This window comes from Clostridium sp. AM34-9AC, assembly GCF_003480225.1.
Classification (GTDB): Bacteria; Bacillota; Clostridia; order Lachnospirales; family Lachnospiraceae; genus Acetatifactor; species Acetatifactor acetigignens.
In genome coordinates this window covers 134,459-159,371 of record NZ_QUIU01000004.1, presented here as the reverse complement: position 1 = coordinate 159,371, position 24,913 = coordinate 134,459, and the positions used below count along the sequence as shown (strand labels likewise).

Annotated in this window: 20 protein-coding genes; all 20 read left to right on the top strand. The window is 48.5% G+C overall.

Features of this window, described 5'->3' with window-relative positions:
- The first annotated feature begins 27 nt into the window (after positions 1-27).
- The 20 genes from DW835_RS03970 (at position 28) to DW835_RS03880 (ending at position 24,881) form a co-directional block, all read left to right on the top strand.
- Entirely contained in the window at positions 28-1,788 is a 1,761-nt protein-coding gene (locus tag DW835_RS03970) for an ABC transporter ATP-binding protein (RefSeq protein WP_117569088.1), read from the top strand.
- A 24-nt stretch (positions 1,789-1,812) separates the two neighbouring features.
- Positions 1,813-3,414 (top strand): MBL fold metallo-hydrolase, encoded by a 1,602-nt coding sequence (locus tag DW835_RS03965; protein WP_117466225.1) that lies wholly within the window; start codon positions 1,813-1,815, stop codon positions 3,412-3,414.
- Between the two features lie 133 nt (positions 3,415-3,547).
- On the top strand, positions 3,548-4,396 hold the full coding sequence (gene thyA / locus DW835_RS03960) for a thymidylate synthase (RefSeq protein WP_117466224.1): 849 nt from the start codon (positions 3,548-3,550) through the stop codon (positions 4,394-4,396).
- A gap of 111 nt (positions 4,397-4,507) precedes the next feature.
- Complete coding sequence (locus DW835_RS03955) at positions 4,508-5,002, top strand: dihydrofolate reductase (RefSeq protein WP_022153191.1); 495 nt, start codon at positions 4,508-4,510, stop codon at positions 5,000-5,002.
- A gap of 12 nt (positions 5,003-5,014) precedes the next feature.
- Positions 5,015-5,968, top strand: a complete 954-nt coding sequence (locus tag DW835_RS03950) for a hypothetical protein (RefSeq protein ID WP_022313539.1) — start codon at positions 5,015-5,017, stop codon at positions 5,966-5,968.
- Positions 5,969-6,127: 159 nt separating this feature from the next.
- The gene (locus DW835_RS03945) at positions 6,128-7,183 is read left to right on the top strand and encodes a branched-chain amino acid aminotransferase (protein WP_227063998.1); all 1,056 of its coding nucleotides are present in this window, start codon (positions 6,128-6,130) and stop codon (positions 7,181-7,183) included.
- Between the two features lie 168 nt (positions 7,184-7,351).
- Positions 7,352-8,428 (top strand): peptidylprolyl isomerase, encoded by a 1,077-nt coding sequence (locus tag DW835_RS03940; RefSeq protein ID WP_118730719.1) that lies wholly within the window; start codon positions 7,352-7,354, stop codon positions 8,426-8,428.
- A gap of 201 nt (positions 8,429-8,629) precedes the next feature.
- A complete protein-coding gene (gene htpG, locus DW835_RS03935; RefSeq protein WP_118730718.1) occupies positions 8,630-10,735 on the top strand; it encodes a molecular chaperone HtpG in 2,106 nt (701 codons plus the stop codon).
- A 301-nt stretch (positions 10,736-11,036) separates the two neighbouring features.
- The gene (locus tag DW835_RS03930) at positions 11,037-12,278 is read left to right on the top strand and encodes a peptidoglycan-binding protein (protein ID WP_118668744.1); all 1,242 of its coding nucleotides are present in this window, start codon (positions 11,037-11,039) and stop codon (positions 12,276-12,278) included.
- Between the two features lie 252 nt (positions 12,279-12,530).
- Complete coding sequence (locus DW835_RS03925) at positions 12,531-12,890, top strand: GntR family transcriptional regulator (RefSeq protein WP_118668743.1); 360 nt, start codon at positions 12,531-12,533, stop codon at positions 12,888-12,890.
- A 46-nt stretch (positions 12,891-12,936) separates the two neighbouring features.
- Positions 12,937-13,635 (top strand): ABC transporter ATP-binding protein, encoded by a 699-nt coding sequence (locus tag DW835_RS03920; protein WP_117466219.1) that lies wholly within the window; start codon positions 12,937-12,939, stop codon positions 13,633-13,635.
- On the top strand, positions 13,629-14,522 hold the full coding sequence (locus DW835_RS03915) for a hypothetical protein (protein WP_118730717.1): 894 nt from the start codon (positions 13,629-13,631) through the stop codon (positions 14,520-14,522). The genes DW835_RS03920 and DW835_RS03915 overlap by 7 nt, the downstream gene beginning before the upstream one ends.
- A 77-nt stretch (positions 14,523-14,599) precedes the next feature.
- Positions 14,600-18,175, top strand: a complete 3,576-nt coding sequence (locus tag DW835_RS03910) for a DUF5717 family protein (RefSeq protein WP_118730716.1) — start codon at positions 14,600-14,602, stop codon at positions 18,173-18,175.
- Between the two features lie 37 nt (positions 18,176-18,212).
- Positions 18,213-19,451: a DUF5716 family protein gene (locus DW835_RS03905; protein WP_117466214.1), complete on the top strand. Its 1,239-nt coding sequence runs from the start codon at positions 18,213-18,215 to the stop codon at positions 19,449-19,451.
- Between the two features lie 33 nt (positions 19,452-19,484).
- Positions 19,485-20,336 carry a hypothetical protein gene (locus tag DW835_RS03900; RefSeq protein WP_118730715.1) on the top strand — a complete coding sequence of 284 codons (852 nt, stop codon included), beginning with the start codon at positions 19,485-19,487 and terminating at the stop codon, positions 20,334-20,336.
- 21 nt (positions 20,337-20,357) lie between these two features.
- Entirely contained in the window at positions 20,358-21,518 is a 1,161-nt protein-coding gene (locus DW835_RS03895) for a hypothetical protein (RefSeq protein WP_117466212.1), read from the top strand.
- 110 nt (positions 21,519-21,628) lie between these two features.
- Positions 21,629-22,429, top strand: a complete 801-nt coding sequence (locus DW835_RS18315) for an amino acid ABC transporter substrate-binding protein (protein ID WP_243037040.1) — start codon at positions 21,629-21,631, stop codon at positions 22,427-22,429.
- 30 nt (positions 22,430-22,459) lie between these two features.
- Positions 22,460-23,110, top strand: a complete 651-nt coding sequence (locus tag DW835_RS18310; RefSeq protein ID WP_022313394.1) for an amino acid ABC transporter permease — start codon at positions 22,460-22,462, stop codon at positions 23,108-23,110.
- Positions 23,111-23,125: 15 nt separating this feature from the next.
- Positions 23,126-23,893, top strand: coding sequence for an amino acid ABC transporter ATP-binding protein (locus tag DW835_RS03885; protein WP_117466210.1), 768 nt, complete (start codon positions 23,126-23,128; stop codon positions 23,891-23,893).
- Positions 23,894-24,005: 112 nt separating this feature from the next.
- A complete protein-coding gene (locus DW835_RS03880; RefSeq protein WP_117466209.1) occupies positions 24,006-24,881 on the top strand; it encodes a phosphoribosylaminoimidazolesuccinocarboxamide synthase in 876 nt (291 codons plus the stop codon).
- The last annotated feature ends 32 nt before the right edge of the window (positions 24,882-24,913 follow it).

The window sequence follows — 24,913 nt, the reverse complement described above, 5'->3', positions numbered from 1 at the left end:
TGCAACCAAAATAAAAGGAACACAACAATGGATAACAAGCAATATTCCACCCGCGAATTGTTTCGCAGGTTTGCACCTTATTTTAAAAAATACCGTTTTACCTTGTGGATGGATCTGTTCTGTGCAGCACTGACCACGGTCTGTGAACTGGTGTTGCCGTTAATTATGCGCTACATTACCAATGAAGGGCTGCGGGATCTTGCGTCCCTGTCGGTGAAGACCATACTTTCACTGGGAGTTCTGTATTTCGGACTTCGTATCGTGGATTGCATCGCCAGTTACTATATGTCCGATATGGGACACGTCATGGGCGCGAAGATCGAGACGGACATGCGCAGAGATGCATACAACCATTTGCAGAAGCTGTCCAATACTTATTATAACAATACCAAAGTCGGTCAGATCATGGGGCGGATCACCAATGATCTGTTTGATGTGACGGAATTCGCCCATCATTGCCCAGAAGAATTTTTCATCGCCGGAATCAAGACCGTAATCTCTTTTATCATTCTGGCAAATATCAATCTGCCGCTGACATTGATGATCTTTCTGTGCGTGCCGCTGATGTGCGGTGTGTGCATGATCCTGAATTTCCGGATGCGAAGTGCCTTTCGCAAGCAGCGTAACCAGATCGGAGAGCTGAACGCCCGGATCGAGGACAGTCTGCTGGGCCATAAGGTGGTCAAGGCATTTACCAATGAAGAGGTGGAAAATGTCAAGTTTGAGAAAGATAACGGCACTTTTCTGGATATTAAGAAGCTGACCTACCGTTACATGGCGGCATTCAATACCACAGTGAAGCTGTTTGACGGATTGATGTATCTGGTGGTATTGGTGGCAGGCGGTATTTTTATGGTAAACGGACGGATTGCCGCTGGTGACCTGGTGGCATATATGCTGTATGTATCCACCCTGATCGCAACAATCCGGCGTATCATCGAATTTGCCGAACAGTTCCAGCGGGGCATGACCGGTATCGAGCGCTTTTTACAGATCGTGGATGCGGATATCGAGATCTTCGATGAGCCAGATGCCATAGAACTGAAGGACCCGAAGGGAGAAATCTCTTTTGAAAAAGTAAGCTTTGAATATCCGGATGACCATAACAAGGTATTCACCGATCTGAACCTGCAGATCCACGCGGGAGAAAAGGTGGCCATCGTCGGTCCTTCCGGTGGTGGTAAGACAACGCTGTGCAATCTGATCCCGAGATTTTATGATGTCTCAGAAGGCAGGATCCTGTTGGACGGCCAGGACATTAAGCATTTTACGTTAAAGAGTCTGCGGGGCAATATCGGTATCGTACAGCAGGATGTGTATCTTTTCTCCGGTACGATCTATGAAAATATCGCTTATGGACGTCCCGGGGCTTCGAAAGAAGATGTGATCAATGCGGCAAAGCGTGCCGGGGCTCATGAATTCATCATGGGACTGAAGGACGGTTATGATACTTATGTGGGAGAACGGGGTGTAAAGCTGTCCGGCGGACAGAAACAGCGGATCAGTATTGCCAGAGTATTTCTGAAAAATCCGCCCATCATCATTCTGGATGAGGCCACTTCCGCACTGGACAATGAGAGTGAGTTCGCCGTGGCAAAATCTCTGGGAGAATTGTCGGAGGGGCGTACTACTCTGACTATCGCCCACAGACTTTCCAGTATCCGCAATTCCGACAGGATCCTGGTGCTGACGGATGACGGCATTGTGGAGGAAGGCAATCACGACCAGCTCATGGAACAAAAAGGGATCTATTATCAGTTCTATGAAACAGCCAATGCTTTGAAATAACATTACAAAAACGGAGGTAGAGCTATGAAACTTGTGTTTGTGGGGGCAGACCATGAAGTAACCGGAAGCTGTCATTATCTGGAGGTTGCCGGGAAACATATTTTAGTGGACTACGGTATGGAGCAGGGTGTCAATGTATTTGAAAATGTGCCACTGCCGGTGGCGGAATCCATGATTGATTATGTATTCCTGACTCATGCTCATGTGGATCATTCGGGTCTTCTGCCGCTTCTGTATGCCAGAGGCTTCAGAGGACAGATCTATTCCACGGATGCTACAGCGGATCTGTGTAGCATTATGCTGCGTGACTGTGCACATATCCAGAGTGCCGAAGCGGAATGGAAGAATCGTAAGGCAAAACGTTCTGCGAATAATGCAGTGGTGGAGCCGCTGTATACCATGGAGGATGCAGATGGTGTGATCCGCCGGTTCGTTCCCTGTCATTACAATACGATCGTGGAAGTATGCGAGGGAGTAAAAATCCGTTTTACGGATATCGGACATCTGCTGGGCTCTGCCAGCATCGAAGTCTGGCTGACGGAGGACGGCAATACGAAAAAAATCGTATTTTCCGGCGATATCGGCAACAAGCACCAGCCGTTACTTAAGGATCCGACACCTACGAAGGAAGCGGATTATGTCGTGATGGAGTCTACCTACGGTGACAGACTGCATCCGAAGGATAAGCTGGATTATGTGGCAGAACTGACCAAGGTGCTGCAGGAGACCTTAGACCGGGGTGGTAACGTGGTGATCCCGTCTTTTGCTGTGGGCCGTACCCAGGAGATCCTGTATTTCCTGCGGAAGATCAAGGTAGGGCGCCTGGTAAAGGGTCATGAAGATTTCCCGGTGTATGTGGACAGTCCCATGGCGGTAGAGGCTACCGGCGTATTCCAGGAGAACAGGTGGGAATGCTTCGATGATGAGGCCATGGAATTCGTAAAAGAAGGCATTAATCCCATTGCTTTTTCGGGATTAAAGCTGTCCATCACCAGTGAGGAATCCAAAGCCATCAACTTCGACGAGACACCCAAGGTCATTATCTCCGCATCCGGTATGTGTGACGCAGGACGTATCCGGCATCATCTGAAGCATAATCTGTGGAGACCGGAGTGTACGATCCTGTTCGTCGGCTATCAGTCGGTGGGAACACTGGGCCGGGCACTGGTAGAGGGTGCTGATGAGGTGAAGCTGTTCGGTGAGACGGTTTCAGTGCGCGCCGAGATCCGGAAAATGACGGGACTGAGCGGTCATGCGGATAAGGAAGGCCTGATCGACTGGATCCGGGCCTTTGAAGAAAAACCGAAGAAGGTGTTCGTGGTACATGGAGAGGACAGCGTATGTACCGGATTTGCTGAGTGCCTGAAGATCGAGTACGGGCAGAGAGCCTACGCTCCTTACAGCGGTACGGAGTTCGATCTGGCAGGCAATAAGTTCACCTATGAGGCAGCACCTGTTGCCGTGCAGAAAAAGACGAAGCCTGCTACCGGAGTCTTCGAACGACTGCTTGCCTCTGCGAGACGCTTACTGGCACTGGTTACGAAGAGCGAGGGCGTCATGACCAACAAGGATATGGCGAAGTTCGCGGACCAGATCAATTCCCTATGTGACAAGTGGGAGATATAAGTGCATCCATAGGCACAAACAACCCTGAGTATGTAGGACGATAGTCCGGAATACGAAGGGGGGACGATTTCGAGAGTGCGAAGCACGGAGAAATCGTTTATATATTATATTGGAATCAGAATAAGGAGACAACATGAGTTTAGCGGATCATATTTTTATCGATATGTGCAATGACATTTTAACCAACGGTACCAGCACGGAGGGCGAGAAAGTGCGCCCCCACTGGCCGGATGGTACCCCTGCCTACACTATTAAGAAATTCGGAGTAGTGAACCGGTACGATCTGTCGAAGGAGTTCCCGATCCTGACCTTGCGCCGGACGGCATTAAAATCCGCCACAGATGAGATGCTGTGGATCTGGCAGCGCAAGTCCAACAACATTCATGATTTAAACAGCCACGTCTGGGATGAGTGGGCAGATGAAAACGGCTCGATCGGTAAGGCATACGGCTATCAGATGCAGGTGAAGCATCAGTATAAGGAAGGCATGATGGATCAGGTGGACCGCGTGATCTACGATCTGAAGAACAATCCCTTCAGCCGCCGGATCATGACCAATATCTATGTGCATCAGGATCTGCACGAGATGAATCTGTATCCCTGTGCTTACGGTATGACCTTTAATGTGACGCAGAAAAAGGGAGAGGACAGGCTGACCCTGAATGCCATTTTAAACCAGCGTTCCCAGGACGTACTGGCAGCCAACAACTGGAATGTGGTACAGTATGCGGTGCTGGTGCATATGCTGGCACAGGTCTGCGATATGAACGTGGGCGAGCTGGTGCATGTCATTGCGGATGCCCATATCTATGACCGCCACGTGGATGCCATTAAGGAGCTCATCAGCAGAGACCCCTTCCCGGCGCCGAAGTTCTGGCTGAACCCGGAGATCAGGGACTTCTATCAGTTCACACCGGATGATGTGAAGCTGGAGGGTTACCAGACCGGGGAGCAGATCAGGGATATTCCGATTGCAATCTGACATGAGTAAGTAGGGCGGTAGCCCGGAATACGAATATCAGTACGGTTTCGTGAGTGCGAAGAACGGAGAAACCGGTTATTATCATAGAAACAAACAGAAACGAGGTACACCATGAATTTAATTGTAGCAGTAGACAACAACTGGGCCATCGGCAGCAAGAACGAACTGCTGATCCGCATCCCCAACGATCACAAGCATTTCCGCGAAGAGACGACAGGTAAGGTAGTGGTTCTGGGACGCAAGACTTTGGAGACTTTCCCGCAGGGCATGCCTTTAAAGAACCGCATCAACATTATTTTGTCCAAAGATCCGAATTATCAGGTCAAGGATGCGATCGTGGTACACTCTATTGAAGAATTGCTGGAAGAACTGAAGAAATATGACGAAGAGAATATCTATATCATCGGCGGAGAGAGTATTTACCGCCAGATGCTGCCTTACTGTGACGTGGCCCATGTGACGAAGATTGACCATGCCTACGAGGCGGATGCCTATTTCCCGGATCTGGACAGTGATCCTGAGTGGGAGATTACCGCAGACAGTGACGAGCAGGTCTATTTTGACATTACCTATCAGTTCTTAAAGTACGAGCGCAAGAAAGCCTGAGTGCGGAAAACGATGAAAAAGAAGATATATTTGGCAGTTACGGTTTTACTGCTTACTCTGGCAGGAATATATGTGGCAGCCAGAATGATTCTGTGGGGTGGTCCCGTAAGTTTTCGCAGTTATGTGTTGTTACTGGGGGATCTGCTGTGTCTGCTGCTTCTCCTGTTTTATGTATATCTGAGAGTACCCATCAGGCTGCACCGGAAAATACGGGACAAGTGGGGAACTCCAGGGAAATGGGAGTGGCTGGAGGATATCGGCATTGCTTTGTGGGCAGTGCTGTGCCTGATCGTCACGTTTGCCGGAATTGCCTGGATTTGGTTTGAAAATGACATCCCTTCGGAGACGCGGCTCACAGAGAATCTGATCAGTGTGGAAGAGATGGAGTTCCCGGACAGGCACTGGTATTCCTACTGGCGTCCAGAGGGCGTGCTGTTTCGGAGAGAGACGGAGCTTGCCGGTGAGGATTACATTACTTATCTGACGGAATTGATGGACAAGGAAGAAAATACCCACCCGGAGGATGCAGAAACGGTAGCAAAGCAGGCGATGGAAGAACAGTGGCTTGCGGAATACTATGCGTCGGAGACGGAAAACGCGGAAGATGTACAGGATCCCTTAGAGCCTTACGCACAGGCAGTATATGATGCTGTGCTGCAACAACAGGGCTTTTCCTTCGAAGTCTGCTACAATGCCAAAGGCAATTTCTATCTGCAGCTGGGAGAACAGGAGCAGGCGGGAAAGACCTATGCATACACGCTGGTCTACAATCGTACCTCGCAGAACGGAAAATGTGAGATTTTCGTGCTGTACCGGAATCCGGAAGAGAATCTGTCCACAGAGGCAGCACAGATCGTGGAGTTTTATGCGGTCCGCAGTGAAGATCTGCAGGTCATTGCGGGGGATAAGACCGGATGGTCAGTGGTAGCGAACAGTGCATATCAGGAAGCTACCGGAGAAAAATAATTGTAGTGAATTTAATTTGAGTTTTCAGCTAAAAGGAGAAATGAGCCACATTTTCGCTGAAAAAAGCACTGGAAAGCATAAATGTGTATATTGACTTTTATTACAAATGGTATAATAATGAAAATCAATAAATTCTGTTAAGAGAAATCAACAGGCAGAGTGGTAAACCGAGGAAAGAAGGAATACAAAATGGAAAAGAAGAACATTGACTGGGGTAACATCGGTTTCGGTTATATCCCTACGGATTACAGATATGTGTCCAATTACAAGGACGGCAAATGGGATGACGGTCAGCTGACCCAGGATCCCAACATCGTATTAAATGAGTGTGCAGGTGTATTGCAGTATGCACAGACCGTATTCGAGGGTCTGAAGGCCTACACCACAGAAGATGGACATATCGTAACCTTCCGTCCTGACTTAAACGGTGAACGTCTGGAGTCTTCCGCAGCAAGACTGGAGATGCCCATTTTCCCCAAGGAGCGTTTCGTGGAGGCTGTTACCGAGACGGTTAAGGCCAACGATGCTTTCGTACCTCCTTACGGCAGCGGTGCAACTCTGTACATTCGTCCTTATATGTTCGGCAGCAATCCTGTCATCGGTGTAAAGCCTGCGGACGAATATCAGTTCCGTATCCTGTGCACTCCTGTAGGACCTTACTTCAAGGGCGGCGTTAAGCCTCTGACCATCCGTGTCACCGACTTTGACCGTGCGGCACCTCACGGAACCGGTCACATCAAGGCTGGCCTGAACTATGCTATGAGCTTACATGCAATCGTATCCGCTCACAAGGAAGGCTACGATGAGAATATGTATCTGGATGCTGCTACCCGTACCAAGGTAGAGGAGACCGGCGGTGCGAACTTCCTGTTCGTTACCAAGGATAACAAGGTTGTAACTCCCAAGTCCGACAGTATCCTTCCTTCCATCACCCGTCGCTCTCTGGTATATGTTGCCAAGGAATATCTGGGACTGGAAGTAGAAGAGAGAGAAGTATACCTGGATGAAGTAAAAGACTTCGCAGAGGCTGGTCTGTGTGGTACCGCAGCAGTGATCTCCCCTGTAGGCAAGATCGTTGACCACGGCAAAGAAATCTGCCTGCCCAGCGGCATGACCGAGATGGGACCTGTCACCAAGAAACTGTATGAGACTCTGACCGGTATCCAGATGGGCAGGATCGAAGCTCCTAAGGGCTGGATCCATGTAATTGAGTAATCTGGTATCAAAATTGAATAATATTAAAAATGCGTGTGGAGAATATCCGCACGCATTTTTTTATCTGTAGAATTCTTAGATTTTTCTGAACTTCCAAGAAACCGTGGCACAGAAGAAAAAAATAGGGTATAATCAGAATTTAGAGACTTTGAGAAAGTAGGAAATGTTATGTTTTTAAAAAATAGATGTCATATCACCGCGGTATTGGTGGCGGGAGTGCTGGGAATAAGTATGGTGACGGGACTGACCGCCTGCGGCAGCAGTGACGGCACAAAAGTGGTATTTACCACAGGATTTGGGAAAAATGAGGTATTTCGGATCGGGGACGAGTCCTGCTCTAAGGCGGAGATCATGATCTACCTGACCACGACCCAGAATCAATATGAGAATGTCTACGGGACGGAGATCTGGAATACTTCCCTGAACGGAGTGACTCTGGAGGATAATGTCAAGGAGACAGTGCTGGCAAGGATTGCTCAGATCAAGACCATGTACCTGCTGGCAAAAGAGAAAGAGGTCACGTTGGATGAAGCCGAGGAGGCAAAGGTCGTCCAGGCGGCACAGGAGTATTATTCTTCCTTAAATGATACGGAGATCGAGGCTATGGGTGCCACGGAGGAGATTGTGGAGAATCTGTATCGGGAATATGCCATGGCAGACAAGGTCTATCAGTTGATTATACAGGACATCAATCCGGAGATCAGTGATGACGAGGCTCGCAAAATTACGGTGCAGCAGATCTTTTTTGCAACAGCATCCACGGATATGGACGGAAACCTGAAGCCTTATTCGGAAAGCTCCATTCAGAGTGCCTATGAGAAAGCCTGCGAGGTAAGAGACTTGGCGGTGGACGGAGAACACGATTTCACGGAACTGGCATCCAAATACAGCGACGATTCCGAGATCACCTATTCCTTTGGCAAAGGAGAAGCGGAGAGCGCTTATGAGGAAGCGGCTTTCAATTTGGCAACAGACGAGGTGAGCCAGGTTGTGAAATGTGAACGAGGCTATTACATTATCAAATGCATCAATACGCTGGATCGGGAAGAGACGGACGCTAATAAATTAAAGATTGTAGAAGAGCGGAAACGGGAAGTCTTCGGGCAGGAGTATGACAGCTTTGTGAATACACTGGTGCGTCAGCTCAATGACAAGCTGTGGGACGAGATCACGCTGATCATGGACGAACAGGTGACTACGGACAACTTTTTTGATGTGTATGCAAAGTACTTTCCGGAGGAGTAATTTCTGGTTTTTTACACGCTTTATTAAAATTTTAGAATTACGGAAATATTGATAAATACTGGATTTTTGACTGATTGTTAGCACTCATTTATAATGAGTGCTAAATTTGTCTTGACTTTTCAATTTTACAGTCCTACACTTAGAATCAGTTAGGAAACAGTCAGCCATGGCTGTGCAATTTTAGAAAAGGATGTGGTAATAATGGCAGCAAAAAGCGGCAGTTTGTCAATTAACAGTGAAAACATTTTTCCGATCATTAAAAAGTGGTTGTATTCCGATCACGATATTTTCTACAGAGAGTTGATCTCCAACGGCTGTGATGCCGTGACCAAGCTGAAAAAACTGGACATGATGGGAGAATATTCTCTTCCGGAAGGTTATAAGGGACGTGTGGATGTCATCGTGGATCCTGAGAAGAAGACACTGACCTTCAAGGATAACGGTCTGGGCATGACCGCCGACGAAGTGGAAGAGTATATCAACCAGATCGCATTTTCCGGTGCTACGGATTTCATTGAGAAATATAAGGACAAGAGCAATTCCGACCAGATCATCGGTCATTTCGGACTGGGCTTCTATTCCGCATTCATGGTAGCGGATGAAGTACATATTGATACGTTATCTTACAAGGACGGCGCCAAGGCAGTGCACTGGGAGTGCGACGGCGGCACCGAGTTCTCCATGGAAGACGGAGACAAGACGGATGTCGGTACGACCATTACCCTGTTTTTAAATGAAGATTGTCTGGAGTTCTGTAATGAGTACAAGGCTCGTGAGGTCGTGAAGAAGTATTGTTCCTTCATGCCTACCGAGATCTATCTGTCCAAGGCGAACACCAAGGAGACCCAGATCATCAAGGAAGAGGAAAAGCTTCCCGATGATGAAGTCCTGGAAGAGATCGAGCCGGAGAAGAAGGAAGCGGCAGAAGGTGAAAACGCTGAAGCTGCCGAGGGAACAGAAGAGCCTAAGAAGCTGAAGATCAGAAAGCGTCCTGAATTGATCAACGAGACACAGCCTCTGTGGACCAAGCATCCCAATGAGTGCACGAAGGAAGAGTATCTGGACTTCTACCGCAAGGTATTTCAGGATTACAAGGAGCCTCTGTTCTGGATCCACCTGAATATGGATTATCCTTTTAATCTGAAAGGTATCCTGTACTTCCCGAAGATCAACATGGAGTATGAGTCCATCGAGGGTACCATCAAGCTGTACAACAATCAGGTATTTATCGCAGATAACATCAAGGAAGTCATTCCTGAGTTCCTGCTGCTGTTAAAGGGTGTCATCGACTGCCCGGATCTGCCTCTGAACGTATCCAGAAGTGCATTGCAGAATGATGGATTTGTCAAGAAGATCGCCGAGTACATTACCAAGAAGGTAGCGGACAAGCTGGCTGGTATGTGCAAGACGGATAAGGAAGAGTATGACAAATACTGGGATGACATCAGTCCCTTCATCAAGTTCGGCTGCCTGAAGGATGACAAGTTCTGTGAGAAGATGAATGATTATATCCTCTTCAAGAATCTGGACGGCAAATATCTGACTCTGCCCGAGTGTCTGGAGATCAAGCCTCAGGACGAGGAAGAGAATAAGGAAAATGCTGTAGATGAGAACGGCAACAAGGTAGAAGCTGAGGTCGTAGGGGATAAATCTGAAGATGAGGCTTCTGAGGAGAATGCCGGGGAAGAGAAGAAGGAAAAGACCATCTACTATGTAACGGATGAACAGCAGCAGAGCCAGTACATCAATATGTTCAAGGCTGCCAAGATGGATGCTGTGATCCTGACCCACAATATCGATCAGCCCTTCATCTCCCAGTTAGAGCAGAAGAATGAGGGAATCAAGTTCCAGCGTATCGATGCGGATGTGACCGATGCCCTGAAGTCCAAGACTTCCAAGAAGGCTGAAAAAGAGATGGAAGAGCAGGCAGAGAGCATCAGCAAGCTGATGAAGAAAGCTCTGAAGAACGACAAGATCACTGTCAAGGTAGAGGAGCTGAAGAACAAGAAGATCTCTTCCATGATCACTCTGTCCGAAGAGAGCAGACGTATGCAGGATATGATGAAGATGTACTCCATGCCCGGCATGGATATGAGTGCTTTCGGCGGTGAGGGCGAGACCCTGATTCTGAATGCCAACCATCCTCTGGTACAGTACATCACCGAGCACCAGGACGGCGAGAACGCAGAAATGATCTGCGAGCAGCTGTACGATCTGGCAAAGCTCCAGCATGCACCCTTGTCCGCCGATGCCATGACCAAGTTCGTGGCAAGAAGCAATGACATTATGATGCTGTTGACCAAATAAAAATGACGGATTAAAAACAAAGGGAATCACAATCTGGGAACGGTTTGTGGTTCCTTTTTTGGGCTACACGGCGGCTCGGGGACAGATGCAGACCGGTACCGGAATTAGTATTTAGTGAATGCATATCACCCGTCTGTTAATCAAGTAGATGTATGATGAAGACAAAACGGATAGAAGTTAGTCTACTTAGTATATGGGAACATGCACATATTTTTCTGACTTTGCATATTCTGTAAGGAACATTTGTTGCCTGACCGGATCAAGACAGACAAAACGGCATAGGCAGAAAGGACCTCTGTCCATGGACACTACTTATACAGGAACACTTCAGATCAGCGTTGTCTCCGCTCTGAGGATGACACCGATACCCGGCGCGACCGTCACCGTCTCCTATACCGGGGATCCGGATTCCCCGCTGGAGACGATGACTACTGACGAATCCGGGCAAACCCCTACGATAACACTGGATGCGCCGCCGAGAGAGCTTTCTTTATCTCCGGATATTACGGCACAGCCCTATTCGGAGTACAACATTCAGGTGACTGCAGAAGGCTTTGAACCGGTACTGGTATCTGGTTCCGAAATTCTGGCAGGCGAATTTTCCCTACAACCGATCCGCATGAATCCGCTGAATGTAACAGAGGAGGAAGAAAAAGTAGTAGTAATACCTGCACATACGCTTTTCGGAGAGTATCCTCCGAAGATTCCGGAAGAAGAAATCAAACCTATGAACGAGACCGGGGAGATCGTACTGAGCCGTGTGGTGATTCCGGAATATGTGATCGTACATGACGGTGTCCCGGAGGATCCCACTGCCCGGAATTACTGGGTGCGCTATAAGGATTACATTAAAAATGTGGCCTCCAGCGAGATTTATTCCACCTGGCCGGAGAGTGCAATTTATGCTAATATTCTGGTCATTCAATCATTTACGTTAAACCGTATATATACGGAGTGGTACAGGGGACGTGGATACGATTTTACGATAACTTCTTCTACGGCGTATGATCAAAAATGGATCTATGGCAGAAATGTGTTCGAAGAGATCGACTATCTGGTAGATTCCATTTTTACCAACTATTTGTCAAGGCCCGGTGTACGACAGCCCATTTTCACATCGTATTGTGACGGTAATCGGACTACCTGCCGGGGGCTGAGCCAGTGGGGCTCCAAGTCATTGGCGGATCAGGGATATTCCGCTATTGATATCATTCATTATTATTACGGCAATGATATGTATATCAATTCCGCAGATATTATTTCGGGAGTGCCTTCTTCCTGGCCGGGGTATGATCTGACTATCGGTTCTTCCGGGGAAAAAGTCCGTCAGCTGCAACAGCAGTTGAACCGGATCGCCAGAAATTATCCGGCGATTCCTACGTTGACACCCGACGGAATCTATGGCTCCGGTACTGCGGAGGCTGTCCGGACGTTCCAGAAGATATTTAATCTTCCTCAGACCGGAATCGTGGATTATCCTACATGGTTTGAAATCTCGGATATTTATGTGGGGGTGACACGTATTTCGGAGCCGGATGCGTAGTAAATGGGAAGTTACGCGAGCAATGAGCCGCGTAACTTCCCATTTACCATGTTGTAACAAGTGTAATTCCAACAATTTTCCCGGACAAGGATAAAATCCGCTTGACAGATAAAAATAAATAACGTATTATTGTATTAAATAAATAATACAGTAAAACAACAAGACAATGAGGGACCCGGGGAGGCATCGATAGAAACGATGCGTGACAGGTAATAAGAAACAGAAAATAAGAAACAAGAAAGGATGATAGGAATGGCGTGGGAATTGGATGCTGACAGACCCATATATGCGCAGCTGGTGGAGCAGATCCAGAAAGAGATCGTGTCCGGCAAATATCAGCCGGGAGAGAAGCTGCCGAGTGTCAGAGATCTTGCGGCCGTGGCGGCGGTGAACCCGAATACGATGCAGAAAGCTTTTGCGGAACTGGAGCGGAGCGGCCTGATCGTGACACAGCGCACCAGCGGCAGAACCGTGACGGAGGACACTGAGCTGATCGGGAATACCAGAGAACAGCTGGCAGCCGGGCATGTCCGGAATTTTATCAACAACATGCAGGAACTGGGATATCAGAGAGAGGAGATCCGGAATCTCTTCGATAAGGTACAGGCCTGACAGGGGTGCAAATTTATGATGAAAATAAAGAGAGGCGGAAATAGAAATGAATAATCTGGTAGAAATTGTAAATCTGACCAAGAAATATGGTGCCAATGTGGCTGTGAACAATCTGACCGTAAGTCTCCCCAAGGGGAAGATCATTGGCCTGTTGGGACCCAACGGCAGCGGTAAGACGACACTGATCAAAATGCTGAACGGTCTGCTGACACCGACGGAAGGCACTATTATGATCGACGGAAATTATGTAGGACCGGTGACCAAGAGCAAGGTAGCTTATCTGCCGGACCGCACGTATCTGACCATGAATCAGACAATCCGGGAGATTCTGGATTTCTTTCAGGACTTTTATACAGACTTTTCCAGGGAACGTGCGGAAGAGATGTTAAAGAGTCTGGGGATCGATCCTGCAGTGAAAATGCGGACATTGTCCAAAGGTACGAAGGAGAAGGTACAGTTGATCTTAGTGATGAGCAGGAATGCCAGCCTGTATATTTTGGATGAGCCGATTGCCGGTGTGGATCCGGCAGCGAGAGATTACATCCTGCGCACCATTATCAACAACTACAATCCGGAAGCAACGGTACTGATCTCTACCCATCTGATCGAGGATGTGGAACAGGTACTGGATGAAGTCATCTTCATGCGTTATGGTCAGCTGGTGTTATATACATCCGTTGACAATATCAGAGAAGAGAAAGGTAAGTCTGTAGATGCTTACTTCAGGGAGGTGTTCGCATGTTAGGAAAGTTAATGAAATATGAATGGAAAAATATCTGGAAAGCCGGTACACTGATGCTTCTGGGAATGCTTGTGGTCACCGTGATCGGCTGCGTGGTATTACGCATGCCGGGAGGACTGGTAACGGAGATTGCGGACGGCAATAACATGAATGCGACACAGAGCTGGTTTGTACTCTCTTCCTTTGTGGCAACACTGATCCTGTATGTGATCATGCTGCTGGCGTCCACCTGGGGCATGTTGATCTTTCTGGGCATCCGTTTCTACCGCAGTATGTATACCGATGAAGGCTATCTGTCCCACACCCTGCCGGTAACAGCTAACCAGCTGTTTTTAAGCAAGGTACTGGTCTCCGGTGTCTGGTATCTGTTCATTACGATAGGCATCGGTATTTCAGTGGTGGCACTGAACGTGTCTCTGATGACAGGCCTTTTAAATATCGGTGAACTGAGTAGTGTACTGACACAATATAATGGGAATATCTGGGAATTTCTGGCAGATGCTTTTTATGAACTTGGCAGAACATACGAAGAAGAGATGGGAATCAATCTGCTGCATTATGGGATTACACTACTCTTAACCTATGTGGCAGGACCGTTCATTACCATGGTCACCCTGTTCGGAGCGCTGACCATCGGACAGCTTTCCTCCAAACATAAAGGCCTGATGGGAATCCTGGCATATGCCGGCCTGACGATCCTGTCTTCCATCATCGGCAGCACCGTACAGAGCGTCTTCATGTTCGGTACAAATGTCATGAGCAGTGCCAACGGAATTTCCGTGAGCACCAATTCGGCCTATGATATTAACGTGATCACCAGTCTGCTCATTGCGGCCATCATGTACGGCGTATCTTATTACATCATGAACCGAAAATTAAACCTGGACTAACCGGGTCTACACCTTGCTCTCAACTGGTAAATTTGGTATAATAAATCCAAATGACAACAGGGAACGGGTGAAGGTACATGCAGGAGATTATTGATAGAATTTTAGGAGGAAACTTCGATTATGAGAACGGTTCTTTGGAATTCTCCTGCGCTAAAATAGAGATTTCCCTGTCACAGGGGACAATATATGAGGGCTCTTTTCACATTCTTTCTGCGTCGGAAGGCTATGTAAAAGGATCCGTGATCTCGGACCATCTTCGGATGGAATGTATGACGGATCAGTTTACCGGCTCCGATGCAGAAATTTTTTACTGCTTCCACGGAGAAGATCTGGAGGAAGGGGATGTGATCAAGGGCTCTTTTTCCGTAGTCAGCAACAGAGGAGAATACAATCTTCCTTTTGTGGTGACGGTGGAGCATGGGATGTTGAATTCTTCCATCGGGGCTATCCGGAATCTGTTCCATTTTGCCAACCTGGCGAAGAGCAACTGGAAGGAAGCTGTGCGGCTGTTCTATGATCCGGAATTTCTGCGGCTGTTCCAGGGAAACGATGCCCATTTCTATGACAGTTACCGGATCCTGTCCACTTATGAGGGCAACGAACAGAATGTGGAAGAATTCCTGATCTGTATCAATAAAAAGCAACAGCTGGAATTCCTGACGGAAGAGAAAGAACTGGTGAAAAAACTGCCTCGCAGCGCAGATAATTACGGCGTTACGGAGAACAATCTGACCATCGTGAGGAACGGCTGGGGATATACGAATCTCCAGATCGAGTGTGAGGGTGAATTTGTCTTTACGGAAAAGGAAAACATTACAGACGATGATTTTCTGGGAAACCGTTGCCGCCTGCCGGTCTACATCGACAGCAGCCTGTGCAGATCTGGCAAAAATTTCGGTAAAGTCTACATATATAATGCTTATACTTCACTGGAGATCCCGGTCATGGTACAGCTGGGAGACGGTGTAGTGGCCCGGCATGCAGATCACAGTCATATGCAGTGCATCACCCAGATCATGAAATATTATGAAGAATCGAGACTGAAAAAGATCGGTACGGGAACCTGGCTCGCGGAGACCGGCAAACTGGTGGAGCGCATGGTGACCATGGATGAGAAGGATGTGCCGGCGAGACTGTTCCAGGCACAGCTTCTGATCACAGAGGAACGCTACAATGAAGCCGGATGGATCCTGGATCACGCGGCGGACATGTTGGAAGCCCAGGGAGCTACCGGCGGAGAACAGTGGGCTTACTATCTGTATCTGACCACACTGATCCACAGGGATCCCCAGTATACACTGCAAATGGCGGAGCAGGTGGAACAGATCTACCGCTATGACAGGACCCGCTGGCGTGTGGCATGGCTGCTGTTGTATCTGTCGGAGGAATACAATCGTTCAACCTCCGGGAAATGGATGTTCTTAGAAAAACAGTACCAGTACGGCTGCACCAGTCCGGTAATCTACCTGGAAGCACTGGCCCTTTTGAACGGCAATCCGGCGCTGCTACGTAAATTGAACAGTTTTGAACTGCAGGTGTTGAACTTCGGTGTCCGTCAGGATGCGGTAAACGACAGCCTGATCGAACAGCTGTTGTATCTGTCGGGAAGAGTCAGAGAGTATTCTCCACTACTGGGCAGAATTTTACGAAGACTGTATGAGAAAAAGAAGGATGTGCGGATCCTGCAGGAGGTGTGCAGCCTTCTGATCAAGGGAAGTAAGACGGGACCGGATGCCTTCACGTGGTATCATATGGGTGTGGAAAGCCATCTGAGGATCACGAATCTCTATGAATATTATATGGCGTCGGTAGATCTGGATGCTGTGCTGGAGCTTCCGAAAGTGATTCTGATGTATTTTTCTTTCCAGAGCAATCTGGATTATGAACATAGTGCGTTCCTGTATGCGTATCTGTTAAAACACCGGAAAGATTATGAGGAACTGTACGAACATTACGAGCCGAGAATGGAGCGGTTCGTCATTGACCAGATCCAGAAGCAGCATATTAACAGACATCTGGCAATACTGTATCAGGAATTCCTGTCTCCGGCCATTGTAACGGAAACTATGGCGAAGCCTCTGTCCCGTCTGTTGTTTGCCCATATGGTAAGAGTGGATGACAGCAGAATGCGTAAGGTGATCGTCAGCCAGCCGGGGAATCTGATACTGTCCGAGACGCCTCTGCAAAACGGCACGGCCTGGGTGGCAGTCTACGGGAATGATTATACCATTGCTTTTGAGGATGCATATGGTAACAGGTTCCTTAAAAATGTGGAATATATCCTGGAAAAACTGCTGGTACCGGGGAAATATCTCAGACTTCTGGAACATTATGTGCCGGATACGGCGGAACTGGATCTGTATTTTATGGAGAACGGCAGAACAGAAGAGACCATATCTTCCACAAAGCTGATGCGGATGGCAAGACTGGTGGAAAGCGATGCCGTGGAGCCGAAGCTGCGCAGTGAGATTGCGGTACAGCTGGTACAGGCCTATTTCGACGCGGATAATTTGCAGGCACTGGATGAATACCTGCAGGAGCTGCAGGGGGACGGCTTTACGGAGGAACAGCGGGAACTGATCCTGCGTTTTCTGGTGTTGCGGGGAAATTATGAGAAGGCATATGCCTGGATCGAAGCATATACCCCTTATTTTGTGGAGGCCAAGATCCTGTTGCGGCTTACGGACGGTGTGATCACGCAGTCGGTCCATGAGGGAGAGGCAGTCCTGTATGCGGCGGCATTGACGGCGTTCCGTAAGGGAAAATACAACGGTGGAATTTTAGAGTATCTGGTGCGTTATGCCACCGGTACCACGAAGGAATTGCGTGACATCTGGAAAGCGGCAAGATCCTTTGAGATAGACTGCTACAGCTTAAGTGAAAAGATATTGCTGCAGATGCTGTTCTCCGGGGCATTTGTGGGAGAGCGGATGGATATTTTCCGTTATTATGTATCCCAGGGAGCCAGACAGGAGATCGAGGAAGCTGTGCTTGTACAGAGCTCTTATGATTATTTCTGCCGGGAGAAGATCACGGAGGAATATGTATTCCGGGAGATCCGTAACTGCTATCTGCGGGGAGAAGAGACCCAGCGGATCTGCAAGCTGGCTTATCTGAAATTCTATGCGGAGAATAAGGACAAGCTGGAGCGGGAAGATGAAACTCTGGTCCGGAATTTCCTGGAGGAAATGATGAAGGACCACATTCATCTGAACTTTTTCAGGGAATATCAGGACTGCCTGCCACAGCTGCAGGAGATGAAGGACAAGACTATCGTGGAGTATCACACAAGAGGCGGCGTCCGTGCAAGGATTCATTATGTGATGATGCATGAGAACGGGCAGGCGGAGGATTACCTGTCGGAATATATGCAGGAAGTATACAGCGGTGTATTTTTCAAGGAATTCGTCCTGTTTTTCGGGGAGAATCTTCAATATTACATTATGGAAGAATCAGAGAACGAAGAACAGCTGACAGAAAGCGGAAGCCTGCAGAAGAGCGATATTATGAATGAAAGTCCGGACAGCAAATACGAGATCATCAATGATATGATGATCAGCATGACACTGCAGGACGATACGACACTGGATCATCTGATCGAGGAATATTACCGCAGGGAATATCTGGATCACAGATTGTTCACATTGCAGTAAAAATAAAAAAAGACAGCAGGAGAGGAGGCGGAAGAACATGCGACTGCCGGGAAGTGATAAAGTTATAGTGGGTTATGACCTGGGGAAGGATTATGCGCAGATCAGCTGCTATGTCACAGGCAAGGAAGAAGAGATCACCACATTGTCTTCCGTTGCAGGCTCACAGGTCTATACGATTCCCCTGGTCCTGAGCAAGAGACAGGGAGTCAACCAGTGGTTCTATGGAAGTGAAGCCCTCCGGCATGCGGAGGAAGAAGAGGGAATCCTGGTGGAGCATCTTCTGAAGCTGGCAAAAGATGGGGAACCGGTGCAGATCGATGGAACGACTCTGGATCCGGTGGCACTACTGACTCTTTTTCTCAAGCGTAGTCTGGGAATGCTGTCCCAGATGACTTCCACAGAGCGGATCGGGGCCCTGATGATCACCTGCGAGGAACTGGATGCAGGAATGCTGGAGGTGCTGACGCAGGCAGTGGAGGCATTACACCTGAAGACGGATGCTGTCTGTTTTCAGAGCCATCGGGAGAGCTTTTATTATTACAATCTGTATCAGCCGGAAAATCTGTGGAAGCAGGGGAGCGTGCTGTGCGAGTATAGGGACAGTTCCATCCAGACTTATTATATGGAATGCAACCGCCATACGACGCCGGTGGTAACGTACATCGAAGAGCGGGAATTCCCTTTTCCGGTGGAAAAATCGGATGAAAAGTTCCTGGAGATCGCCACACAGCTATGTGAGAACCGGATGGTGTCCTCGGTATATCTGATCGGGGAAGAGTTTTCTCAAGAATGGATGAAAGAATCGCTACGCTATCTGTGCCGTGGACGGAGAGTCTTTCAGGGGAACAACCTGTTCAGCAAGGGTGCCTGCTACAGCATGATGGAGCGACTGCATCCCAGTGAAAACGGACAAAATCATGTCTATCTGGGACAGGATAAATTGAAATCCAATATCGGTATGAAAGTGCGCAGACAGGGAGAGGAATCCTATCAGGCACTGTTAGACGCCGGAATCAACTGGTATGAGGCGCAGAATACCATGGAGTTTTACCTGTTGGAAGGAAGAGCGGTGGAGATCCTGATCACGTCCCTGACGGGAAAGGGCAGCCGGATCGCCAGAATCGTGCCGGAAGAATTGCAGGAAGGAATCACCAGACTGCGGATTCAGGTGGAGATGAAGGATGAAACACATCTGCAGGTGGAACTGGAGGATCTTGGTTTTGGCAGCTTCCGAACAGCTACGCATCATATCTGGAAGGAAGAAATAGAGTTGTAGATCTGCCCGGGGCAGAGAAAATGAGGATGAAAAATGAAGGCAAGTCTGTGTGTAGGAGAATATTGCGAGAATGCCTATAATGTGGAAGGCCTGGATATCCGGGTCTATAGTATGGAAGAGTTGTGCTATTGCCTAAAGGAGAATGCATTCCTGTTAGACCTGTCCATCATGAACGATAAGCTGGTGGACTGGATCGGAGAAGAATGTAAAGTGTGGGAACTGGCAAAACAGCTCTACCCCATGGTACATAAGCAGGGATCTTTAAGTGTGTTCGTGGTGACGATCCTGCAATATGTGGGGATGTACGATCCGGAAGAAATCCTGCAGGTGGAGCAGGTACTGAAGCAAGGAGCCGGACTCAGCAATCTGGAGAAACGCAAGAGCCAGATCGACTATATGGTGGAAAAAAGAAAATATGCGGCAGCCATCCGCGGATATGATATGCTGCTGGAGACCTGGAACCATCTGGAACAGGAAGGCAAGGAACTTCCGGCGGGAAAAGTCCGGGCGGCGATCCTGCACAATAAGGGTGTGGCGCTGACAGGGCTGATGTTTTATGGCAAGGCGGCATATTACTTTAACGAAGCCTGGAAGACCGATCCGGACAGAGAACACCTGGATGCCTATCTGGCGGCAAAGAGAATGGAACTGACGGAGGATGCCTATGTGGCATTTGCAGCGCAGAATCCGGAAAATTATACGGAGTCCCTGGAACTGGAAAAGCGGATCGAGCAATTTGAATGGGAATGGGAACAGCAGCCAGAGTACCGACAGCTACGGCTGCGTGGTGACTGGCGGGTGAACGACAGGGTGAGATACGATGCGGAAAATGAGAGACTGACTCAGGCACTGAAAAACAGTTACCGGACAAGTGTCAGCGTATAGAGAAGACAGCAGGAGAGAATTATGGCGTGGTGGAACCGTTTATTTAAGAAAAAAGAACCGATACAGCAGGAAGAGGACTGGGAACAGCTGGTCTATACCCGCAACGGTGTGAATTTTGATGAGGAAGACCAGAGAAAACGTTACATTGTAAATTGCCTGGAGCAGATCGCAGAGGCTTCCAAGGAGATCGACCTCCTGACGGGAGAGTATACGCTGGTGACTTCTTATCTGACGGATACGGATGAGATTGAGGCCCTGCCAGCAGAGCAGAGAGAAGAGGTCAACCGGGTGGCCGGCAAGCTGGCCGGGCTGGAACAGGAACGCAGCAGATACCGGGAAAAGAAGAACCGTATGCGTGATGCGGACTTCTATGCGATCCGCAAAAGAGAGAACGAGATTGAAGAAGGCATTCAGAAGATTCGGGACGGCGAGAAATACGGCAATCTGATAAGGCAGGATCTGCACAGACTGGACGGAGAACGACATGCCTACGAATACCGGAGAAATGAGCTGGAGAATCTGATGAACAACCAACGGGGCATGGCTGTCATTTTCCTTACGGCATTGATCGTCTGTGTGATCATGCTGGTGATCCTGCAGTATGCTTTTGAAATGGATGTCTATGTGGGACTTTTTCTGGCAGTAGGTGCAGGAGCTGTAGCCATCTCCTATGTCTGCATCCGGTACATGGATGCAGGACGGGAACTGCAGCGGGTGGAGAAGACCATCAACAAGATCATCCAGCTGCAGAATAAAGTCAAGATCCGCTATGTGAACAACTGTCAGCTGATGGAATATCTGTATCTGAAGTACAATACGGACAGTGCAGCAAAGCTGGAAAAACAGTGGAAAATGTATCAGGACGAAAAGGAAGAGCGGAAGCAGTTCGCAGAGGCGGAAGCTAAGATCGAGTACTACCAGAAGCAGCTGGTACAGCAGCTGGCCGGTTACCGTGTGCAGATGCCGGAGCGCTGGATCAGCCAGACAGCTGCGCTTTTGGACAAGCGGGAAATGGTGGAAATCCGTCACGAACTGATCCAGAGAAGACAGGTGCTCCGTAAACAGATGGACTACAATCAGGAAGTAGCGGAGAGTGCAAGAAACGAAGTAAAAGACATCGCAGCCACCTATCCGAAATATGCCCAGGAGATCCTGGCCATGGTGGAGCGGTACGACCGATAAAGAATTGACAAGACACCTCTCGTTGTGTTACTATGACACCGTGTTAGCAATTTACCATGCTAAAGCATACGACGCGGCCAACAGTGAGTGGCAGAACGGGAGGATGCATTATGAAAAGAGTATTAGTGGCATTACTGGCAATCAGCATGGCAGCAGGTGTTCTTACCGGCTGTGGTTCTAAAGAATCTGAGAAAACATTTACCGTAGGTTTCGATGCGGAATTTCCCCCTTACGGATATCGTGATGACAGTGGAGAATATGTAGGCTTTGACCTGGATCTGGCAGCAGAAGTATGCAAGAGACAGGGTTGGGAGCTGGTAAAGCAGCCTATCGACTGGGATGCCAAGGATATGGAGCTTTCTTCCGGAGCCATTGACTGTATCTGGAACGGTTTCACCATGAACGGCAGAGAAGATGCCTACACCTGGACAGAGCCCTATATCGACAACAGTCAGGTATTCGTCGTAGCGTCTGCTTCCGGTGTACAGAACAAGGAAGAACTGGCAGGCAAGGTGGTAGCAGTACAGAAGGATTCCTCTGCGCTGGCTGCTCTGAACGATGAAGAAAATGCAGACAACATTGCACTGCGTGATTCCTTCTCCCAGCTGATCGAATATGCGGACTACAATACCGCTTTCATGGATCTGGAGCAGGGTGCGGTAGATGCCGTAGCCATTGATATCGGTGTGGCACAGTATCAGATTGCGCAGAGAGAAGAAGGAAAATTCGTTATGCTGCAGGGCGAGGACAACAAGCTGGCTGTAGAGCAGTATGCAGTAGGTTTCCTGAAGGGTAATGATGAACTGAGAGATACCGTACAGAAGACACTGGACGAAATGGCAGCGGATGGTACCTTCGCACAGATCGCTGAAAAATGGGGACTGACCGACAGCGTATGTCTCGGTAAATAATCAACTAAGGATAGTTAAGGAGTAGAATTCATGAGTTTGCTGACCATGAGTGCCCAACTGGCAGAGGGCTTTCTGATAACGGTGGAAATATTTGTACTGACCCTTTTGTTTTCCCTTCCTCTGGGGCTGATCGTAGCCTTCGGAAGAATGTCAGGATGTAAGGTGATCCGCATTATATCCAAAATATACATATCCATCATGAGAGGAACCCCTCTGATGTTACAGATCATCGTGGTGTATTTTGCCCCCTTTTATGTATTCCGCATGCAGGTGGGAACGGGGTATCGTTTCCCGGCGGTGATACTGGCATTCGTGATCAATTATGCAGCATATTTTGCAGAGATCTACCGTGCGGGCATTGAGTCCATACCGGTGGGGCAGTATGAGGCTGCGGAGGTGCTGGGCTACAGCAAGGCACAGACTTTCGTGAAGATCATTCTGCCGCAGGTGGTGAAGCGGGTTCTCCCGCCAGTGACCAATGAGACCATTACGCTGGTCAAAGATACATCCATGGCATTTACCATTTCCATTGCGGAAATGTTCACGGTGGCAAAGCAGATCGGAGCGGCACAGACCAGTGTGCTTCCCCTGTTGGCAGCAGGTGTGTTCTATTATATCTTCAATCTCGTGGTGGCTTCTTTCATGGAGTATCTGGAGAAGAAGACATCTTATTACAGATAGGAGCAGTGCGGAAATATGGTCCTTTTGGAAATGAATCATGTGAAAAAAAGTTTTGACGGCAATGGGGTGCTGAAGGATATATCCCTGAAGGTCAACGAAGGAGAAGTTGTCTCCATCATCGGCCCCTCCGGTTCCGGCAAATCCACATTGCTTCGCTGTGCAACGCTTCTGGAGAAAATGGACGGTGGTGAGCTGATCTATTTAGGGCAGACGGCAGCTTCGGAGAAAACGGATAAAAACGGCAGAATACAGTGCGAATATGCGTCCAAGGCAGAATTACATAAGATCCGGAAATGTTTCGGACTGGTGTTCCAGAATTTTAACCTTTTTCCCCATTATACGGTGATGAAAAATATCATCGATGCGCCGATCCATGTGGATAAGGTAAGCCGTACAGAAGCCGTGGCGAGGGCGGAGAAGCTTTTAGCACAGTTGGGACTGTCGGATAAGGCAGATGCCTACCCTTACCAGCTGTCCGGCGGACAGCAGCAGAGAGTATCCATAGCCAGGGCACTGGCACTGCAGCCCAGGATCCTGTTCTTCGATGAGCCGACCTCGGCACTGGATCCGGAATTGACGGCAGAAGTATTAAAGGTGATCAGACAGCTGGCAAGTGAACATATGACCATGATCATCGTAACCCATGAGATGCAGTTTGCCAGAGAAGTATCCGACCGCATTATTTTCATGGAACAGGGTGTGATCGTGGAGGAAGGTTCTCCCGAAGCACTTTTTACAACGGAAAATGCCCGGGTTCGGGAATTTATCGGAAAGTTGCAGTAAAAATATATTGATTTTTTTTCGCAAATCTGTTTATCTATTAGGTGTGGGTGTATCTTGCCCACACCTGTTTCAATAAAAGACTGAAAAACATAAGAATGCGAGGACTGATGGTATGAGCGTACAGGAAATGAAACCGATCAAGGAAGGCAAAGTTCGTGAGATCTATGACAACGGAGACACCCTGATCATGGTGGCAACTGACCGTATCAGCTGCTTTGATGTGATCTTGGACAACACAGTAACAAAGAAAGGAACTGTATTGACCCAGATGTCGAAATTCTGGTTTGATATGACTGAGGATGTGATTCCCAATCATATGGTATCCGCTGATGTTAAGGATATGCCCGAATTTTTCAGACAGCCGAAATTCGACGGCAACAGCATGATGTGCAAGAAGCTGAACATGCTTCCCATCGAGTGCATCGTTCGTGGATACATTACCGGAAGCGGCTGGGAAAGCTACAAGAAGAATGGTACCGTATGCGGTATCAAGCTTCCGGAAGGTCTGAAGGAGGCAGATAAGCTTCCCGAGCCCATCTATACCCCTTCCACCAAGGCAGAGATCGGAGATCATGATGAGAATATCTCCTATGAGCAGAGTGTGGAATATCTGGAGAAGCGTTTCCCCGGCAAGGGCGCAGAATATGCGGCCAAGCTTCGTGACTATACCATCGCTATTTATAAAAAATGTGCGGATTATGCACTGACCAAAGGAATCATTATCGCAGATACCAAGTTCGAGTTCGGACTGGATGAGAACGGCAACATGGTACTGGGGGATGAAGTATTGACTCCCGACAGCTCCCGTTTCTGGCCGGTAGACGGCTACGAGCCCGGACATGGCCAGCCTTCCTTTGACAAACAGTTCGCCCGTGACTGGCTGAAAGCCAACCCTGAAAAAGGCTGGAAGCTGCCGGAGGACATCGTGGAGAAGACCATTGACAAATACCTTCAGGCTTACAAGATGCTGACAGGCAAGGATCTGTAGGGGACGGTTTTTTAGTTTTTTTTCACGGGGCA

What these genes read in the sequence shown, in the direction of transcription:
- DW835_RS03970 (WP_117569088.1), top strand. Translation starts at nt 28, where the DNA reads ATGGATAACAAGCAATATTCCACCCGCGAATTGTTTCGCAGGTTTGCA.
- DW835_RS03965 (WP_117466225.1), top strand. Translation starts at nt 1,813, where the DNA reads ATGAAACTTGTGTTTGTGGGGGCAGACCATGAAGTAACCGGAAGCTGT.
- thyA (WP_117466224.1), top strand. Translation starts at nt 3,548, where the DNA reads ATGAGTTTAGCGGATCATATTTTTATCGATATGTGCAATGACATTTTA.
- DW835_RS03955 (WP_022153191.1), top strand. Translation starts at nt 4,508, where the DNA reads ATGAATTTAATTGTAGCAGTAGACAACAACTGGGCCATCGGCAGCAAG.
- DW835_RS03950 (WP_022313539.1), top strand. Translation starts at nt 5,015, where the DNA reads ATGAAAAAGAAGATATATTTGGCAGTTACGGTTTTACTGCTTACTCTG.
- DW835_RS03940 (WP_118730719.1), top strand. Translation starts at nt 7,352, where the DNA reads ATGTTTTTAAAAAATAGATGTCATATCACCGCGGTATTGGTGGCGGGA.
- htpG (WP_118730718.1), top strand. Translation starts at nt 8,630, where the DNA reads ATGGCAGCAAAAAGCGGCAGTTTGTCAATTAACAGTGAAAACATTTTT.
- DW835_RS03930 (WP_118668744.1), top strand. Translation starts at nt 11,037, where the DNA reads ATGGACACTACTTATACAGGAACACTTCAGATCAGCGTTGTCTCCGCT.
- DW835_RS03925 (WP_118668743.1), top strand. Translation starts at nt 12,531, where the DNA reads ATGGCGTGGGAATTGGATGCTGACAGACCCATATATGCGCAGCTGGTG.
- DW835_RS03920 (WP_117466219.1), top strand. Translation starts at nt 12,937, where the DNA reads ATGAATAATCTGGTAGAAATTGTAAATCTGACCAAGAAATATGGTGCC.
- DW835_RS03915 (WP_118730717.1), top strand. Translation starts at nt 13,629, where the DNA reads ATGTTAGGAAAGTTAATGAAATATGAATGGAAAAATATCTGGAAAGCC.
- DW835_RS03910 (WP_118730716.1), top strand. Translation starts at nt 14,600, where the DNA reads ATGCAGGAGATTATTGATAGAATTTTAGGAGGAAACTTCGATTATGAG.
- DW835_RS03905 (WP_117466214.1), top strand. Translation starts at nt 18,213, where the DNA reads ATGCGACTGCCGGGAAGTGATAAAGTTATAGTGGGTTATGACCTGGGG.
- DW835_RS03900 (WP_118730715.1), top strand. Translation starts at nt 19,485, where the DNA reads ATGAAGGCAAGTCTGTGTGTAGGAGAATATTGCGAGAATGCCTATAAT.
- DW835_RS03895 (WP_117466212.1), top strand. Translation starts at nt 20,358, where the DNA reads ATGGCGTGGTGGAACCGTTTATTTAAGAAAAAAGAACCGATACAGCAG.
- DW835_RS18315 (WP_243037040.1), top strand. Translation starts at nt 21,629, where the DNA reads ATGAAAAGAGTATTAGTGGCATTACTGGCAATCAGCATGGCAGCAGGT.
- DW835_RS18310 (WP_022313394.1), top strand. Translation starts at nt 22,460, where the DNA reads ATGAGTTTGCTGACCATGAGTGCCCAACTGGCAGAGGGCTTTCTGATA.
- DW835_RS03885 (WP_117466210.1), top strand. Translation starts at nt 23,126, where the DNA reads ATGGTCCTTTTGGAAATGAATCATGTGAAAAAAAGTTTTGACGGCAAT.
- DW835_RS03880 (WP_117466209.1), top strand. Translation starts at nt 24,006, where the DNA reads ATGAGCGTACAGGAAATGAAACCGATCAAGGAAGGCAAAGTTCGTGAG.